The organism is Haladaptatus sp. AB618, assembly GCF_024136965.1.
Taxonomy (GTDB): Archaea; Halobacteriota; Halobacteria; order Halobacteriales; family Haladaptataceae; genus Haladaptatus.
Genome location: NZ_JAMYJX010000001.1, coordinates 235,894 through 251,419, shown reverse-complemented (window position 1 = coordinate 251,419; position 15,526 = coordinate 235,894). Strand labels below are relative to the sequence as shown.

16 protein-coding genes are annotated in these 15,526 nt (G+C 60.4%); 4 read left to right on the top strand and 12 right to left on the bottom strand.

What is annotated here, in order from left to right; translation table 11 throughout:
* Positions 1-16: 16 nt before the first annotated feature.
* Positions 17-1,351: a hemolysin family protein gene (locus NKF26_RS01280; protein WP_369682122.1), complete on the bottom strand. Its 1,335-nt coding sequence runs from the start codon at positions 1,349-1,351 to the stop codon at positions 17-19.
* A gap of 170 nt (positions 1,352-1,521) precedes the next feature.
* Here NKF26_RS01280 and NKF26_RS01275 point away from each other — a divergent pair, with 170 nt between their 5' ends.
* The 3 genes from NKF26_RS01275 to NKF26_RS01265 are packed head-to-tail and all read left to right on the top strand — an operon-like array spanning position 1,522 to position 2,962.
* Positions 1,522-1,791: a glutathione S-transferase N-terminal domain-containing protein gene (locus tag NKF26_RS01275; RefSeq protein WP_253233923.1), complete on the top strand. Its 270-nt coding sequence runs from the start codon at positions 1,522-1,524 to the stop codon at positions 1,789-1,791.
* Positions 1,791-2,300: a redoxin domain-containing protein gene (locus tag NKF26_RS01270; protein WP_256486453.1), complete on the top strand. Its 510-nt coding sequence runs from the start codon at positions 1,791-1,793 to the stop codon at positions 2,298-2,300. The genes NKF26_RS01275 and NKF26_RS01270 overlap by 1 nt, the downstream gene beginning before the upstream one ends.
* A gap of 50 nt (positions 2,301-2,350) precedes the next feature.
* Entirely contained in the window at positions 2,351-2,962 is a 612-nt protein-coding gene (locus NKF26_RS01265) for an L-threonylcarbamoyladenylate synthase (protein ID WP_253224928.1), read from the top strand.
* Here NKF26_RS01265 and NKF26_RS01260 read toward each other — a convergent pair.
* Entirely contained in the window at positions 2,945-3,604 is a 660-nt protein-coding gene (locus tag NKF26_RS01260; RefSeq protein WP_253224927.1) for a hypothetical protein, read from the bottom strand. The genes NKF26_RS01265 and NKF26_RS01260 overlap by 18 nt on opposite strands.
* Before the next feature lie 79 nt (positions 3,605-3,683).
* Here NKF26_RS01260 and NKF26_RS01255 point away from each other — a divergent pair, with 79 nt between their 5' ends.
* Positions 3,684-4,343 carry an Sjogren's syndrome/scleroderma autoantigen 1 family protein gene (locus NKF26_RS01255; RefSeq protein WP_253224926.1) on the top strand — a complete coding sequence of 220 codons (660 nt, stop codon included), beginning with the start codon at positions 3,684-3,686 and terminating at the stop codon, positions 4,341-4,343.
* A 38-nt stretch (positions 4,344-4,381) separates the two neighbouring features.
* Here the strand turns inward: NKF26_RS01255 and NKF26_RS01250 are convergent, their stop codons facing one another.
* From NKF26_RS01250 to NKF26_RS01205, 10 genes are all read right to left on the bottom strand, one after another.
* Positions 4,382-4,630: a hypothetical protein gene (locus NKF26_RS01250; protein ID WP_253224925.1), complete on the bottom strand. Its 249-nt coding sequence runs from the start codon at positions 4,628-4,630 to the stop codon at positions 4,382-4,384.
* Positions 4,631-4,820: 190 nt separating this feature from the next.
* Positions 4,821-7,226 carry a DEAD/DEAH box helicase gene (locus NKF26_RS01245; RefSeq protein WP_253224924.1) on the bottom strand — a complete coding sequence of 802 codons (2,406 nt, stop codon included), beginning with the start codon at positions 7,224-7,226 and terminating at the stop codon, positions 4,821-4,823.
* Positions 7,227-7,338: 112 nt separating this feature from the next.
* Positions 7,339-7,914: a dolichol kinase gene (locus NKF26_RS01240; protein WP_253224923.1), complete on the bottom strand. Its 576-nt coding sequence runs from the start codon at positions 7,912-7,914 to the stop codon at positions 7,339-7,341.
* Between the two features lie 2 nt (positions 7,915-7,916).
* The gene (glyS, locus tag NKF26_RS01235) at positions 7,917-9,644 is read right to left on the bottom strand and encodes a glycine--tRNA ligase (RefSeq protein ID WP_253224922.1); all 1,728 of its coding nucleotides are present in this window, start codon (positions 9,642-9,644) and stop codon (positions 7,917-7,919) included.
* Complete coding sequence (locus NKF26_RS01230) at positions 9,641-10,489, bottom strand: CBS domain-containing protein (protein WP_253224921.1); 849 nt, start codon at positions 10,487-10,489, stop codon at positions 9,641-9,643. The genes glyS and NKF26_RS01230 overlap by 4 nt, the downstream gene beginning before the upstream one ends.
* 109 nt (positions 10,490-10,598) lie before the next feature.
* On the bottom strand, positions 10,599-11,168 hold the full coding sequence (locus NKF26_RS01225; protein WP_253224920.1) for a hypothetical protein: 570 nt from the start codon (positions 11,166-11,168) through the stop codon (positions 10,599-10,601).
* A 37-nt stretch (positions 11,169-11,205) separates the two neighbouring features.
* Complete coding sequence (locus tag NKF26_RS01220) at positions 11,206-11,655, bottom strand: hypothetical protein (protein WP_253224919.1); 450 nt, start codon at positions 11,653-11,655, stop codon at positions 11,206-11,208.
* Positions 11,655-12,986: an ABC transporter ATP-binding protein gene (locus tag NKF26_RS01215; protein WP_253224918.1), complete on the bottom strand. Its 1,332-nt coding sequence runs from the start codon at positions 12,984-12,986 to the stop codon at positions 11,655-11,657. The genes NKF26_RS01220 and NKF26_RS01215 overlap by 1 nt, the downstream gene beginning before the upstream one ends.
* Positions 12,983-14,059, bottom strand: a complete 1,077-nt coding sequence (locus NKF26_RS01210) for an ABC transporter ATP-binding protein (protein ID WP_253224917.1) — start codon at positions 14,057-14,059, stop codon at positions 12,983-12,985. The genes NKF26_RS01215 and NKF26_RS01210 overlap by 4 nt, the downstream gene beginning before the upstream one ends.
* Entirely contained in the window at positions 14,059-15,525 is a 1,467-nt protein-coding gene (locus NKF26_RS01205) for an ABC transporter permease (protein ID WP_253224916.1), read from the bottom strand. The genes NKF26_RS01210 and NKF26_RS01205 overlap by 1 nt, the downstream gene beginning before the upstream one ends.
* Position 15,526: the final 1 nt, after the last annotated feature.

Sequence of the window (15,526 nt, the reverse complement as noted above, 5' to 3'; positions counted from 1 at the left end):
CGGCCATCAGCGACCGCTATTCTGCACCGGATTCGACGCCTTCCTCGATGGTTTCGTCGATTGTATCGTCATCCAAGCGCGAGATGCGGGCTTTCATGATACGGGTGTTTTCGACCTGTTCGACGTGGAGGCGAACCCCGTCGTAGTCGATGTCTTCGCCTTCCTCCACGAGTCTGCCCGCCCGGTTGAAGATGAATCCGGCGATGGTCTCGAACTCCTCTCCCTCCGGCAGTTCGATTCCCATCGCCTCGTTCACTTCATCGATGTTGACCTCGCCGCGGACGATGACGGTGTCCTCGTCGATACGCTCGATCGGCTCTTCTTCCTCGCCGTCGAGGATTTCGCCGACGATCTCCTCGACCATGTCCTCCATGGTGACCAGTCCCTCCGTCGTTCCGAACTCGTCGATGACGATGACCATCTGCATCCGGTTTTCGCGCATCTCCGTCAGCAGTTCGTCCACGTTCTTGCTCTCGGGGACGTGGAGGGTCGGCTGAATCAGGTTGCTGAGTTTCAGTCCGTCCGGCGTCGTCTCGCCGTAGTTCTTCTCCCGAACGAGGTCACGAACGGTGACGATGCCGATGACGTTGTCCAGACTCCCCTCGTACACCGGAACGCGTTCGTGACCCGACTGGACGAGCGTCTCGATGGCCTCGTCAACGCTCGAATCCTGGGGAACGGCGGTCATGTCGAGGCGCGGCGTCATCACCTCCTTGGCGATGGTGTTGTTGAACCGGAAGATGCGTTGGAGCATCTCGCGTTCGTCCTCCTCGATGACACCCTCGCGCTCGCCGGTCTGAATCATGTTCTGAATCTCGTCGCGGGTCACGTACGACGTCTCGATGGCCGATTGGCCGCCCGTGACGCTGTTAATCGCTCGCGTGAGATGGTCGAAGAGGATAACGAGCGGCATGAGAAGCGTCTCGGAGTACTTGAGCGGTCGGGCGATTCTGAGCGACCACGATTCCGTGTTCTCGACGGCGTACGATTTCGGGGCGATCTCTCCGAACAACAGGACGAGCGTCGTAATGCCGAACGTGGAGACGAGGACGGCCACACCGGGGTCGAAGTAGTAGCCAACGATGACCGTCGCGATGGACGACATCGCGATGTTGACGATGTTGTTGCCGACGAGGATCGTCACGAGCAACCGATGAGGGTCGCTTTTCAGAGATTTGACTATTTTCGCACCCGGAATGCCGTCTTCGACGAGCGCATCGATGCGGTGTTTCGCGAGCGAAAACATGGCAATTTCCGAGGAGGAGAAGAACGCAGACAGTAAGAGAAGCACGAAAATGAGGACGATCCCGCCCCACCGGACGATCGGTCCGTTGGGCTGAACGTCCAGCATACTATTTAGTGGCGCAGTCTGTGAGAGGGCGATGAGTGTCGGAGAGAGTCCCATTTGATAACCCATCTTGACCGTCAGCGGGATTAACTCTTTATCCTTTTCCCTCCTAAATATCGATCGAAACTGCCGAGAACGAAGACCTTACACGTGTTTCGGCCCAATCAGGGTGTATGAGCACCGAGGCGACAAATCCGGCCATCACGCTGTATCGACTGCAGGCGTGTCCGTACTGCGAGCGCGTGGTTCGAAAACTACAGGAGTACGACCTCCCGTACCAGTCGCGATTCATCGAACCCATGCACTCGGATCGAAACGTCGTCAAACGCATCAGCGGCAAACGAACCGTCCCGGCCATCGTGGACGAGAGCACGGGCGTAACGATGAGCGAGAGCGCGAACATCGTCCAGTACCTCGAAAATACCTACGGAGGGGCCGAATAATGCCTGACTTCGACGTGGTCGAACTCGGTGAAGCGGATCACCCGGAAGTCGGCGAGACGGTCCCCGATTTCACCCGCCCGCTGGTCAACACGGAGTTCTGGGAGAACGCCTCCCTCTCGGATATCACGGCCGACGGACGGACGCTGCTCGTCTTCCACAGCATGGACGGCGCGTTCCCGGCGACCTACGTGTGGAACGAACTGCGTGATCGCGCGTGGGACGACACATACGACGTGCAGATCGTCGGCCTGTCGATCTCGTCGCCGTACGAGCACAAGACCCTCATCGAGGAGCGCGAAATCGAGTACAGTCTGTTCAGCGACCCCGCGAACGATGTCGCGGAAGCGTACGGCATCGTGAACGACCTGGACGGGATGGAAGGCATCAGCGAACCGCGACCGGCGATGTTCCTGTTGGACGAGGACCGCACCGTGGAGTACGCGTGGGTCGCGACCGAATGGCCCGACTTCCCGGACTACGACGAAGTCGAAAGCGCCATCGAAGGATAATCGGGAACGGACGACGCTACGCTTTTTTCGTGGAACCCACAACGTCAGGTATGAACGACGAACGAGACGACACGCACGACGACGAACTCGACAGCGCGGCGCGTGCCATTCGGGATGGCGATCTCGTGGTCTATCCCACCGAAACGGTGTACGGTCTCGCTGCCGACGCAGTGGACTCGACAGCCATCGAGCGTGTGTTCGATGCAAAGCGACGAGCGCGCGAGAAACCGATTTCGCTCGCGGTTCCGGACGTGGAGACCGCACGGGAGTACGTCCGCCCGACGACCCGCGAAGCGGCGTTCATGGACGAGTTCCTTCCCGGACCGGTGACCGTGCTCTGTGAAAAACGGGATGTCGTTCCGGACCTCCTCACAGGTGGGCGCTCCCACGTCGGGGTTCGGATTCCGGACCAACCGCTCGCGCTGGAACTGCTCCGGCGAGTCTCACCCATCACCAGCACGAGTGCCAACGTGAGTGGTCGGGGAAGCGTAACACGGCTCGACGAACTCGACGACGAGATTCGAGATGCCGCCGCAGTCGTCATTGACGGCGGTGAAACCGGCGGGACCGGAAGCACCGTGGTGAACGTCGAACGGGGGGAGATCCTCCGCCGCGGCGAAAATGCCGACGCGATCGAGGCGTGGCTAGCCGCCGAGGAGTGAGCGAAGCGTTCTGGTTTTCACCCCGCATTCGGCCCGATACTCACAGGCGTCGCATTTCGACGTGTTCGTCAGCCGCGGCGGTGGGCCGTCGATGGCGCGGGCGGTGCGAAGAACGCGCCGATAGGCCGCTTTCCGGCGCGTCGAGAGGGCGATTTCACGCACAATACCGTGTGCCGGATACTCCACGAACGCGCGTTCGATCATCCGTTCGTACTCCCACGAGAGCGCCTTCGCGGCGGCGACGACTCGGACGCTCTGTGGCTCCCAAATACCCGTTTCGGGCGGGGTTCCGGTGAAGATCATCGACGGAACTGGCGGGTCGCCGTCGAGGACTTTGTGGACGATTCCGCGACAATCCTTTCCCTCGACGGGTCGGTTGCGTTCCGATGGGTCGGCGAGGATTTCCCAGTCTTCGAGGTGTGTTGCGCGTTCGAGATTTTCCCGGAACTGGGCGGGTGAGACTTCTAACGGGAGGTCTGCGAGTTCGGAAGTGGGCGCATCGACCAATCGGTCGTACTGATATGCGAGTTCACGTCGTTCAGTGACGATATCCGGGACGGTGATGTCGTCCGTCCGTCGATAGTAGAGTTTTCGCGGGCAGTACGTAGCGGCTTCCAGGTCGCTGAATGGAACCTTCGACACGGCGGTTCTGGCCCCGGTTTCGTATATAAACCTCGGGGTGAGGGAAAGGGGCAAGAGTTTGGAGGGTCTTGGTTCGTTCATGAGTGACTTCGATAAGGAAGCGGAGCGAGAGAAACTCCGCCAGCAGTACGAAAACGATAGGAAGGAGCGAAAGTCGACCCAGCGGATGAGCGAACTGCTGTTGCAAGGTGCGACGATGACGGGAAAGCACTGCGACACCTGTGGTGATCCCATTTTCCGCTACGACGGAAACGAGTTCTGTTCGACGTGCCAGCAGGCAGCGTCCGAATCGGCAGGGGAAAACGAGGAAACGACCGCGGATGACTCAGCCGTCGAGACCACGAGCCAGAACGTGAGCGAAATCGAAGCCGAATCGGCGGAACCAGACCAGCCACAACAGCAGGGTCAACCGGAGAATCAACCGCCGCATCCGACCCCACAGCGACCACCGTCTCAGCAACCGCCGACGCACCGAGCGCGACGTGCGCCGCCGAGTCAAGCGAGCGGAAACGAGGTGGACGAACGGCCGCGGCAACCCGAGCCACGAACATCAGGACGAACGCAGGCGACGGGTGAAGCGGGAGACCTCACCGAGGCACGGAACGCGTTGGTTCGAAAACTGACGACCCTCACGAGGGAGGCCGAAAGCACGAACGATGTAGGCTACTCGCGTGAACTGCTGGCCGCAACGCGAGAAGCGGCGGAGGCGCTCGCTGCGCTCGACCGGGCGAATCGATAAGTCGAACCAAAAAGCGTCGAGGCGAACGATTTTCTCAACTATCGTTCCACAGCGAACAGGAGTTGGTGCTCCGTACTGTCGACTTCCTGCACGAAGTCGAATCGCGTGACGTCCAAGGCGTATCCGAGGTCGAGGTCGAAATCCGAGTTCCTGAGTGAGTGCTCGTCCGCTACGTCGTGCTGTGGGTCGCCGTAGAGTTCCTGCTCGCTCGTCGAGCGGCTAATTTCGTGTTGCGGTTTTCCGTACCGCTTTTGGGCCTCCCACTCCTCCTCGTCATACTCCCTCATGGGACGGGGTAACATAGTTTACTCTCTACCGGGTAAATGGCGGTGATAGATTAAAGCGTAGTGACTGTTCAGGACGTTTATCCACGTTCATTCGTCCCATACGAGCGGGAAATGACCGGATTTAGGCCGTGCTGGCCGACTGTACGGATGTGGTCGGTGGACACCACTGCTGTCGGGTGGTAACCACCGGTTACGGGTCGTACGCCTCGGCCACGACCTCACGGATTCGGTCGGCGGTTATCTCGCCGACGCCCTGTGTCTCCATAAGCTCGCCTTTCGAAGCGGTCATGACCGCTTGTACCGACCCGAACGCTTCCAGCAAAGCACGAGCAGTGACTGGACCGATGTCCGCGATGGAGGCGACAACGTACTCCTGTTGTTCGGAAAGCGTCTTCGAGTGTTTGTCACCGTGCACCGAAACCTCACGCTGTGCGACCTCCTGCTCTCGCGTGGCGATGACTTCGAGCAAATCCGTCGTGTCCTTCTCGTCTTCGGTTCGGAGGACGCTCGCGCCGAAGTCGACTGCAAGCGAAGCGATTGCACCGCGAACCGCGTTCGGGTGGACGTTACGCTGTTCGTAGAGATCCTCGCCTTCGATGATGACGACGGGGCGGGCGTAGTGGCGGTTCATGTCCCCGACTTGCTCAAACATCGAGCGGTCGCTTCCGACGAGCGTATCAAGGAAGTCGCTCACCGATTTGCGCTCGACTGCGACCCGGTCGCTCAGAACGTAGTCACCGACGGCAAGCGTTTCGAGGCGAACGTCCACGCCGTCCCGCGCGGAGAGGTCACGGGCGATGTTCGCGTCGAGTTCGCGCTGATCGGCGACGATTTCGACGTTGTCGGAGTTGTCGCGTTTGCGTGCCGTCGCCACGACGCCGTCGGGGTCGGTTTCGGCGTCCGCGCTATCGTCGGTGTCGGCGTTTTTCTCCCCCGTGTCGTCCGCCGACTTCGTATCGAACTCCTGTAGTCCGTGGCTCACTTCCCTCGCCCCGTCCTCGTCGCCGCCGAACGACCCGAGCGTCTGCTGTGAGTCGTCCAGTTCCTCCTCGACTTCCTTGGCGACGCCCTTGAGTTTCCGCAGTTCGGCTTCCATCTCGTCCTCCCGACGCTTGGAGATCCAGAAGTACGCCTCGTCGCGAGTGTCCTCTGCGAGCAGGACGACGACTTGTCCCTGTGCCTGCCGACCTGTCCGTCCTTTGCGCTGGATGGAACGCACCGCGGTCGGGACGGGTTCGTAAAACAGCACCAGATCCACTTCCGGCACGTCCAGACCTTCCTCCGCGACGGACGTCGAGACGAGCACTTCGAACTCGCCAGCCCGGAAGTTGTCGAGCGCCTCTTGCTGTTCCTTCTGGGTCATTCCGTCGCTTCCGTCCTTGTCTCCCTGTCCGACGAACCGCCGGGCGTCGAAGTTTTCGTTGAAGAATTCCGTCAGCGTCTCGGCCGTATCGCGCGATTCGGTGAAGACGATGATCCGCTGGCCGCCATCCACGAGCGTCTGGGCGAGGTAGGTGTGTGCCTTGCGGAACTTGGGATGTCGGTCGTCGTACTGGGTCGCCTTCCGCATCGCCTCCTGTACCTTGGGGTCGGAGACGAACCGCTGGCTCGCCTTCGACGCACCGGATGAGCGGGCGGCGTTGCGTTGGCGTTCGAAATACCGGCGGAGGGATTCGACGCTCTGGGTCTCCGCGAGTTCGACCGCGCGGCGGAGTTTCATCACCTCCGCGTGTGCGGACATGCCCTTGTACCCCTCCGACTGGTCGTTGTTGATGAGTTTCTGCAACTCGCCGCGAACCTTGTTCAGGTCCTTTTGGGACACGTCAGGTCGCGTCGTGTTGATGACGCCGAGAGTTTTCAGGCGTTCCAACCGGTCCTTGATGACCTCGTTCAGCGCATCCCGGATTTCGATGATGTTGTCGGGGAGTTGTACGCGGACCCATTCCACGTCCGTGTCGTGGGTGTACGTCGAAACGTCGCTGTCGTCCTCAGTCATCACCTCGACTTCATGCAGGCCGAGGTTTTCACACACCTCCATGATCGACTCCTTGTCGCCGCCTGGCGATGCGCTCATCCCGGTAACGAGCGGGTCGTGTGCGTCCGAGTGGTAGCGCTCGGCAATGTAGTTGTACGCGTAGTCGCCGGTCGCGCGATGACACTCGTCGAAGGTGATGTGAGTCACCGGACCGAGGTCGATTCGCCCGCCGACGATGTCGTTCTCCACGACCTGTGGCGTGGCGATGATGACTTTCGCCGACTTCCACAACTTCGAGCGCTCGTCCGGGCGGACCTCGCCGGTGAACACGACGATGTCCTCGTCGGGTATCGAGAGGGCTTGCCGATAGAAATCCGCGTGCTGGTTCACCAGCGGTTTCGTCGGCGCGAGGAAGAGGGACTTGCCACCCACCTCGTTGAACCGCTCCGCCGTGACGAGTAGGCTAACCGTCGTCTTTCCCAACCCTGTCGGGAGACAGACGAGCGTGTGATCGTTGCGTGCGGTTCCGGCGAGTTGAATCTGGTAGAGTCGCCGCTCGATGAACGAGGGAGCGAGATAGGGGTGTTCCACGTAGTTCTGTTCCGTGTCCGTGGTCGCCATTCGTCGTGAGTTTGGTCGTCATTCGGTTAAAGGGTTCGTGTAGCGAGGTGAAAGTGGTCGGCGAAGGTTTATACGGGAAGACGGAACCACGACGACCCGAGAGGTGAGAGAATTAGAACAGCATCGGCAGATATCGAAGCGCGATGAAGATGGCCACGGCGGCACCGAGCGGAATGGTGAGGTTGTCGTCGATAACGTAGCCCGCGATGACGGGTTTCACGCCGTCCGCGAGGGTCGCCGCGATTGCGCCGAGTACGGCGGCGGGGAACGGCAGTCCGAGGACGGACGCGATGAGGAGACAGACGGCAAACGTGACGAGAAGGGTGTGAGCCGCTTTGATTCCCAGTTCACCGGATCCGATAAGGCCGCTGATAGGATCCGCGATGGTCAGCATGAGCATCGCCGGGATGGCGATTCGGGGTTCGAACACCAACGCAGTCGCCGTCATTCCGAAGAAGTACAGCGCGTACCCCGCGAGGTTGTCCTGTTCGTACGAACGCGTGAGTTCGTCGTAAATCTGCCAGTCGAGACCGACGAACAAGCGAAGGATTTCGAGGACGAGCGCGACACCCGAACCGACGAGGAGAAGCCAGCGCAGTTGCTGCCACGTCAGCAGGCCCAACAAGTACAGCGCCGGGAGTCCGGTTCCGCTGACGTGTACCAGTCTGCGCTTGACTTCGCCCGACACGGTTAGAGGTCCGAGAAGGCGCGGTCACCGCTCCGGAGTTCAGCGAGGAGATCCGGAAGGTCGGAGACGGCAACGCGGACCTGTTCGGTCGAATCCCGTTCACGGAGGGTCACGGTGCCGTCTTCCAACCCTTCGTAATCGACCGTCACACAGAACGGCGTGCCGACTTCGTCTTGTCGGCGATACCGACGGCCGATGTTACCCGAATCGTCGTAGGTAGCGTCGAAGCCGTGCGTTCTGAGTTCGGTCGCGATTTCCCGAGCCTGCTCGCCCATACCGTCCTTGTCCATGAGCGGGAAGACGCCGACCGTCGTCGGCGCGAGTTCGGGTTCGAGGGCCAACCGTGTTCGCGTCTCGCCTTCGATCTCGTCCGTCTGGTACGCGTGGTCGAGGACGGTGTAGAGCACACGACCGATACCGATGGACGGTTCGACGACGTGCGGCGTGATGTGCTCGCCGGATTCCTTGACTTCGTCGACGCTGAATCCGGTTTTCTCGACCGGAACCGTGTAGGAGTCGCCGTCGGCTTCGACGGTTACCTCGTCGCCGTCGAACGCGGTGCGGTCGCGTTCCGCGAGGGTCTGGAGCGCCTCGGCGATGTCGGCGGCCGCCCCGCCGAATTCGGGACCGAGATAACTCATGTCGGGGTCGACGGTCGCACGTTCGACCACTTTCGGTTCGTCGTACTGCCGGAAGAGGGTGAAGTCCTCGTCGGAGTAGGTGTCGTGTTTCGAGAGGTCGTAGTCGCTCCGGTAGGAGTAGCCGGTTATCTCCACCCAGTCGCCGTCGATTTCCGCTTCGGCGTCCCAACAGTCGCTCGAATAGTGTGCCCGTTCGCCTTCGAGGTGTTGGCGGAACCGGAAGCGGTCCATGTCCACGCCGATTCGCTCGTACCACTCTTGGCCGACGCCGAGGTAGTAGGCGATCCAGTCGCTGGCGATGATACCCTCGTCGACCGCCTCGCCGATGGTCGTGTAGATGTACTCGCCTTCGTCGGCGTTCTGCTCGACGGCGGAGTACAGCGTCACCTCGATGTCCTCGACCAGATGGAGCGGCGGTTCGTCGGTTTCGGGGTCGATGAAGTGTTCGAGTTCGGCTTGCGTGAACTCACGGACCCGAATGATGGATTTCCGGGGGCTGATTTCGTTCCGGTACGCCTTCCCAATCTGGGAGATACCGAACGGGAGGCTGTTGCGGGCGTACTCCTTGAGCCGCGGAAATTCCACGAAGATACCCTGTGCCGTCTCCGGGCGCAGGTAGCCAGGTTGGCCCGAACCGGGGCCGATGTCCGTCTCGAACATGAGGTTGAAATCCTCGACCGGTTCGCCCGCGAGCGGGGTATCACAGGTCGGACAGTGGAGGTCGTTGTCGGCGATGAGTTCGCCGACCTCTTCGAGCGGCAGGGCTTCCGCGTCCTCGATGTCCGTGTTGTCCTCGATGAGGTGGTCGGCGCGGTGGCTCTCGCCACACTCCGGGCACTCGACCAGCATGTCGTCGAAGCCGTCGAGATGGCCCGATGCCTCGAAGACGGGTTCGGGCATGATCGTCGGCGCTTCGATTTCGCGGTGGCCCTCCTGTACCTGAAAGCGGTCACGCCACGAGTCCTCGATGTTTCGTTTGAGTGCCGCGCCCTGCGGACCGTAGACGTAGAATCCCGATACACCGCCGTAGGCTTCCGACGATTGGAAGAAGAACCCACGCCGTTTGGCGAGTTCTACCAGATCCGTCATTTTAGCGCCTCCAACAAGTTCACGTCTCGGACGATACCGATGAGTTGGTCACCGCTGACGAGCGGGACCTGTTCGATATCGTTCGTGAGCATCGTCTGGGCGACCTCTCGCGCTTTCTTGTGCTTCGAGACCGTCACCACGTCCTCCGTCATGAACTCGCTGACGGGTGCGGACGGGATTTGGACGTTTCGCGTCGGGATGTAGCTGTTTCCGACCGATTTGATTCCTTCCCACATCCACGCGTCGTCCTCGTTCGCGATACTGCCGCCGGTGTCGTCCTCACCTTCGACCACGCGCGCGACTTCGATGATATCGACTTCGGTGAGGATACCGTCCATATCACCTTCTTCGTTGAGCGTGACCGCATAGGGCACGTTCGCGTAGTAGATTTCGCGTTCGGCGACCGTCAGCGGCGTCTCGACGTAGCAGGTGTTCACGTCAGGGCTCGCCAGTTCGCCGACTTCCGTATCGCCGTTGGCTTCGCTCTCGGCGATGGCTCGGACGACGTCGGTGACGGTGACGATTCCTTCGAGTTCGCCGTCCACGACTGGGACACGTCGGGTTTGTTCCTCCAACATCAGGGCGGCAACGTCCTCGATGGACGCGTCCTGTGTCGTTGTCGCGACATCCCGCATCAGGATGGCGAGTTGGTCTTCGTCAGGATTCTCGATGAGGACATCGCGCGATATGAGGCCACGGTACTGTTCGCCGTCATCCGTCTGTTTAACGACAGGGACGGAGGAAAACGACAGTTCCTGCAAGTAATCGAGCACGTCGTCGCGTGTGCCCGGAAGCTCGACAGTAACCACATCAGACCTGGGAGTCATCGCTTCGGCAACGTTCATACGCGCCGGATACGGTTTCACCCTTCTTGTACCCTACGAAGCGTGAGGGGTGAAATTCGGACTGAGACTCCGAAACCGGGACTTCAGCACCGGAAAAACGAGGCGGGAGCTATTCTTCGTGGTGATCGCCGACCGGCGACTCGACGACGTAGTTCTCGTACTTCTCCGGGTTCGGGAAGAACTTGGTGTAATCGTCGTGGCGGAACGTCCCGTGGACGGTACCGTCCAACGTCTGGACGTAGCTGAACATCTCGTCCTCGTTCATGGCGTTTTTCACCAAGCCGGGTGCGTGCATCATCTCGTAGGTTCCGGCGAGAAGGATCACCGTTTCGGTGTCGGGGTCGAGAAACTGTGTGAGCATGAACACACGCGAACTGACCTCCTTGCGGAAGACTCGATATTGTGGGAACGTCCCCGCTTCGACCGCCTCGCGGAGGTCGTCAGCATAGTTGTCCGGAATGACGTAGACGAACCCGAACCGGTCGGTGTCGCCAGCGTCCTTGTTTTCCGGGGCCGTATGAGTTGCAGCCACTTCGACGACGTTCCACCCGTCGGATTCGAGTTCGTCCGCCATCGCGTTCATGTCTTCGAGCGTCATCCCCCATGCGTCCTTCTCCGCGTCGGCGTTGGCCGCGATACGCTCGGCATAGTTTCCGCCTTCGTCACCGGTCTCTGGCATACAGCCATGTCAGGTTCCGAAACGGTAAAAACTGTTGTTACACGCCAACGCCGAAGACGGCTTCCATGAGAAACGACGCGAGGAGAACGAAAAGGCTGGCGATGAACAACTTCGCACCGGGTGAGAGGCGTTCCTCGGGCGGGATGGAGTACTGCGGGAGCGGCGGGACCCGCTGTACCGCCGACTGAAATCGGGTCTCCTCACGCGCACCGATGGCCTCACCGGTCTCCGTGTTCCGATCGACGTCGACGCGTCCCTCCGACCGGTCTACCTTCCACCGACGGGAGGGATAGAGCGCGAACGTGCCGTATCCGAACAGCAAGATACCGACGAGAAACAGGAAGTACTTCACGCCGACGAGATCGCTACCGAGCGTGAAACAGACGACAGCGCCGATAAAGAAGACCAACCCAGTCACCACGATCGCGTAGACGAGCGCGTCGATCGCCTGTCGAAACCGCCGAGGGGACTGGTCTGGTTCGGCCATTACCGCATCGTGTAGGGCGTGAATTCGTCCGGCTCCTCGTACGATTCGAGATGACGGTGACAGTGGCTGAAGCGACCGGAGTCGCTCACGACGTTGTCGCTGGGCGAGTCCGAGTCACAGACGCTTCCGAACACGTCGCGGAGATACTCGCGCGCTTGCTCTTCGTCGTTGTTCTCGATGTAGCCCGACGCTTCGTCGATGTGCTGTTGGACTTTCTGCGGCACTTCCACATCGGTGAACAACTCCTGTTGGATCTCACTGATGTCGGAGAACCGAGTATCCATGCCGAGAATCTCCTTCACCTGATCGGTCATCGAACGTTCGGCGCGGGAACGTTCGCGAACGACTTCGCGGAAGATTTCGATGTTGACCCAGAGGTCGTCGTCCATGTCTTGGAACTCCTCCGGTCGAATCTTCATCGGACAGCGTGTACTGAACGGACAGCCTTTCGGGGGGTCACGCGGACTCGGTGGAGTCCCGCGAAGCGTGACTCGCTCACCGCGGGCCGTCGGGTCCGGGTCCGGAATCGCCGAGAGGAGCGAAATCGTGTACGGGTTTTTCGGGTTCTCGAACAACTCCTCCGTCGGTCCGAGTTCCATTATGTGACCGAGATACATCACGGCGACACGGTCACAGATGTGCCGAACCACGGAGAGGTCGTGGGCGATGAACAGATACGTCAGGCCGAACTCGTCCTGCAGGTCTTCGAGCAGGTTGAGGATTTGTGCCTGCACGGAGACGTCCAGCGCCGAGACGGGTTCGTCCAGCACGATGAACTCCGGTTCGAGCGCGAGCGCGCGGGCGATGCCGACACGCTGGCGCTGGCCGCCCGAGAACTGGTGCGGGTAGCGGTAGTAGTGTTCGGGTTGGAGTCCGACGACGTCCAGTAGTTCACGGACGTGTTCCCGACGCTCCCGCGGCGTCTTCCAATCGTGAACGTCGAGCGGTTCGCGGATGATTTCGCCGACCGTCATCCGGTCGTTGAGGCTGGACTCGGGGTCCTGAAAGACCATCTGGCTGTTTCGTCGCCAGTTTTTGAGGTCTTTGCCCGACAGTTGGGTGATGTCGGTGCCGTCGAACAGCACTTCGCCGGACGTCGCTTCCTCCAGTTGGATGAGCGTCCGGCCGAGCGTCGATTTTCCACAGCCGGATTCGCCGACCAACCCGAGCGTTTCGCCGCGTTGAATATCGACAGAGACACCGTCAACAGCTTTGACGGGAGTCGAGTCGATGAGACCACCCTCGCCGTAGTAGGTTTTCAGCTCGTTGATTTCCACGAGCGTTTCGCCTGTCTCGACCGACGGGGATTTGCTCTTCTGTACTTCGCTCATAGTTTGTCCTCACTTTCGGTTGCCATATTGCGATGCACGTCGATGGCTTCTGATTGTGACACGTCTTCGGGATACAGGAGACACGCCGCAGTGTGCCTGTCCGCGTTCTCGTTGACTTCGACCGGGACCGGGTGAACCGAATCGCACGAGTCGAACGCCTCGGGACATCGAGGCGCGAATCGACAGTACGTGGCGGGTTCGTTCGGCGTCGGAACGTCACCCTCGATGGTGACGAGGCGGTCCGATTCGGGGGCGTTGCCCGGGATGCTTCGCAGCAGACCACGGGTGTACGGGTGTCGTGGGTTCTCGAACAGTTCCACGACGGGCGCACTTTCGATGATTTCGCCCGCGTACATGACGTTCACGCGGTCGGCGATTTCCGCGATGACGCCCATGTCGTGCGTGATGAACATGATCGCGAGGTCGCGTTCCTCCTGGAGTTCATCCAGCAGTTCGAGGATTTGGGCCTGAATCGTCACGTCGAGCGCCGTCGTTGGCTCGTCACAGATGAGCAGTTCGGGGTCACACGCGAGCGCCATGGCGATGACCGCCCGCTGACGCATCCCGCCGGAGAACTCGTGTGGGTACTCCTTGATGCGGCGACCGGCGTCGGGGATACCGACCGCTTCGAGGAGGTTGATCGCCTCCTTGGTTGCCGCAGTTCCGGTCATATCTTGATGGAGACGAAGTGCCTCCTTGATCTGGTTCCCGACGCTGTAGACGGGGTTCAGGCTCGTCAGTGGGTCCTGGAACACCATCGCGATGTCACCGCCGCGAATCTGTCGGTACTCCTTTTCGGATTTACCCGTCAGTTCCTCGTCCTTGAAACGGATGCTACCGTCGAGGATGCGTCCGGGCGATTTGATGAGGCCCATGATGGAGCGTGCGGTGACGCTCTTTCCGGACCCGGATTCGCCGACGATACCGACCGTCTCTCCAGGTCTGATGTCGAACGAAACGCCGTCACAGGCGCGGATGACCTCTTTGTCGGTGAAGAAGGCCGTCTGAAGGTTTTCGACCGACAGAATCGGCTCCCTGTCGGCGATGGACGTGGGTTGGTGGCTCGACGCCATTATGCACCACTCCCTCCTGTCGCGGCGACTTCAGCACCGCCGTCGTCACCCGTTTCGCTCTGTGGGTCGACCGCGTCACGGATACCGTCACCGAGCGCGTTGAACGCGGTGACGATGAGCACGATGAGTATACCCGGAATGAGCGAGATGTGCCACGAGGCGGTCGTCGTGTAGGTCTGTCCGACGCTTATTGCACGACCCCATTCCGGCGTCGGTGCGTTGATACCGAGACCGAGGAACGACAGCGCTGCGACGGAGATGATGATACCGCCGAGCGTCATCGAGGAGTAGACGAGCAGATACCCGAGGATGTACGGAGCCATGTGCTTCTTCATGGTCGTAACCGGGCTCTGTCCGAAGCTCTTTGCAGCGTCGATCCACTCCTGTTCGGATACCTGCATCGCGGGGCCACGCACTGCACGCCAGAGGAACGGCCAGCCAGTTGCGGCGAACAGCAGTGCGAACAACAGGCCGCCGTTGTAAATCTTCCCGAGCCACGTACCCTTCAGCACGTACGAGAGCAGGATGAGGAGTAGCAGGCGCGGAATCGACATTACCGAGTCACCGACGACGACGACCAAGAGATCGACGGCACCCTTGTAGTACGCCGTCAGGAGCGCGAACGCCGTTGCGATGAAACCGCTCACGATAATGGACGTGAGACCGATGAACAGCGAGACGCGAGCGCCGTGCATCATGAAGGTAAATAAGTCCTTACCGGTCGGTAACGTGCCGAACGGATGATATCGACCGTAGTCGTCGTAGGTCATCGGACCGACGTTTCCGCTTGAACCTTCCGATTGGGAACCCGAGTTGGCGTCACCGACGAGGGCTTCCTTGACCTGATTGGAATCCTTGTCGAGGTATTTGATCTGGTGGGAGTACGGATCCTGGATGTTACGTTCGAGGGTCGTCGGCCCGAGTGCGGGCGCGAAAATCGCCATCACGACGAACATGAAGACGACGACGAACCCGAACAGTCCCCACGTGTGGTTGCGGAACCGGTTGATCATGTCGTCACGGGGCGTCCAGTCGGCGTATCGATAGTGCTCTCGGAACGTGAGATAGCCGCGCCAAATCCAGTACAGGAATGCGAGCGAGTAGGCGTAAATGAGGACGACGCGGATGGCCCAGACGACTGCCGGGGACAATCCGAGAAACGTCCCTTTCCACCCACCGGACGGCGATTGCCATCCGGTGTTGTCGAAGATGCTCCTCGATAGCAGCGTCGGCAAGTCCGACAATGCGTCACCGAAGGTCGCAAACGGTGCGGCGATCGGTTTGAGGAACGCCAGTTTATTGACAAACGTGCTCCACGGAACTGCCATTATCATGCCCCACAGCGCACCGAATTCGAGTGCGAGGAGCACGAGGAATCCGGCGAACCAGAGGGCCGCCGGTCGTGGGTTGTCTGCGATACGTTCGCGGAGGGATTTTTCCTCTCGAATAGCGGAATTGGTACTCATG

Coding starts and splice junctions, on each gene's coding strand:
- NKF26_RS01280 (WP_369682122.1), bottom strand. CDS start 1,351: ATGCTGGACGTTCAGCCCAACGGACCGATCGTCCGGTGGGGCGGGATC.
- NKF26_RS01275 (WP_253233923.1), top strand. CDS start 1,522: ATGAGCACCGAGGCGACAAATCCGGCCATCACGCTGTATCGACTGCAG.
- NKF26_RS01270 (WP_256486453.1), top strand. CDS start 1,791: ATGCCTGACTTCGACGTGGTCGAACTCGGTGAAGCGGATCACCCGGAA.
- NKF26_RS01265 (WP_253224928.1), top strand. CDS start 2,351: ATGAACGACGAACGAGACGACACGCACGACGACGAACTCGACAGCGCG.
- NKF26_RS01255 (WP_253224926.1), top strand. CDS start 3,684: ATGAGTGACTTCGATAAGGAAGCGGAGCGAGAGAAACTCCGCCAGCAG.
- NKF26_RS01250 (WP_253224925.1), bottom strand. CDS start 4,630: ATGAGGGAGTATGACGAGGAGGAGTGGGAGGCCCAAAAGCGGTACGGA.
- NKF26_RS01245 (WP_253224924.1), bottom strand. CDS start 7,226: ATGGCGACCACGGACACGGAACAGAACTACGTGGAACACCCCTATCTC.
- glyS (WP_253224922.1), bottom strand. CDS start 9,644: ATGACGGATCTGGTAGAACTCGCCAAACGGCGTGGGTTCTTCTTCCAA.
- NKF26_RS01230 (WP_253224921.1), bottom strand. CDS start 10,489: ATGAACGTTGCCGAAGCGATGACTCCCAGGTCTGATGTGGTTACTGTC.
- NKF26_RS01225 (WP_253224920.1), bottom strand. CDS start 11,168: ATGCCAGAGACCGGTGACGAAGGCGGAAACTATGCCGAGCGTATCGCG.
- NKF26_RS01220 (WP_253224919.1), bottom strand. CDS start 11,655: ATGGCCGAACCAGACCAGTCCCCTCGGCGGTTTCGACAGGCGATCGAC.
- NKF26_RS01215 (WP_253224918.1), bottom strand. CDS start 12,986: ATGAGCGAAGTACAGAAGAGCAAATCCCCGTCGGTCGAGACAGGCGAA.
- NKF26_RS01210 (WP_253224917.1), bottom strand. CDS start 14,059: ATGGCGTCGAGCCACCAACCCACGTCCATCGCCGACAGGGAGCCGATT.
- NKF26_RS01205 (WP_253224916.1), bottom strand. CDS start 15,525: ATGAGTACCAATTCCGCTATTCGAGAGGAAAAATCCCTCCGCGAACGT.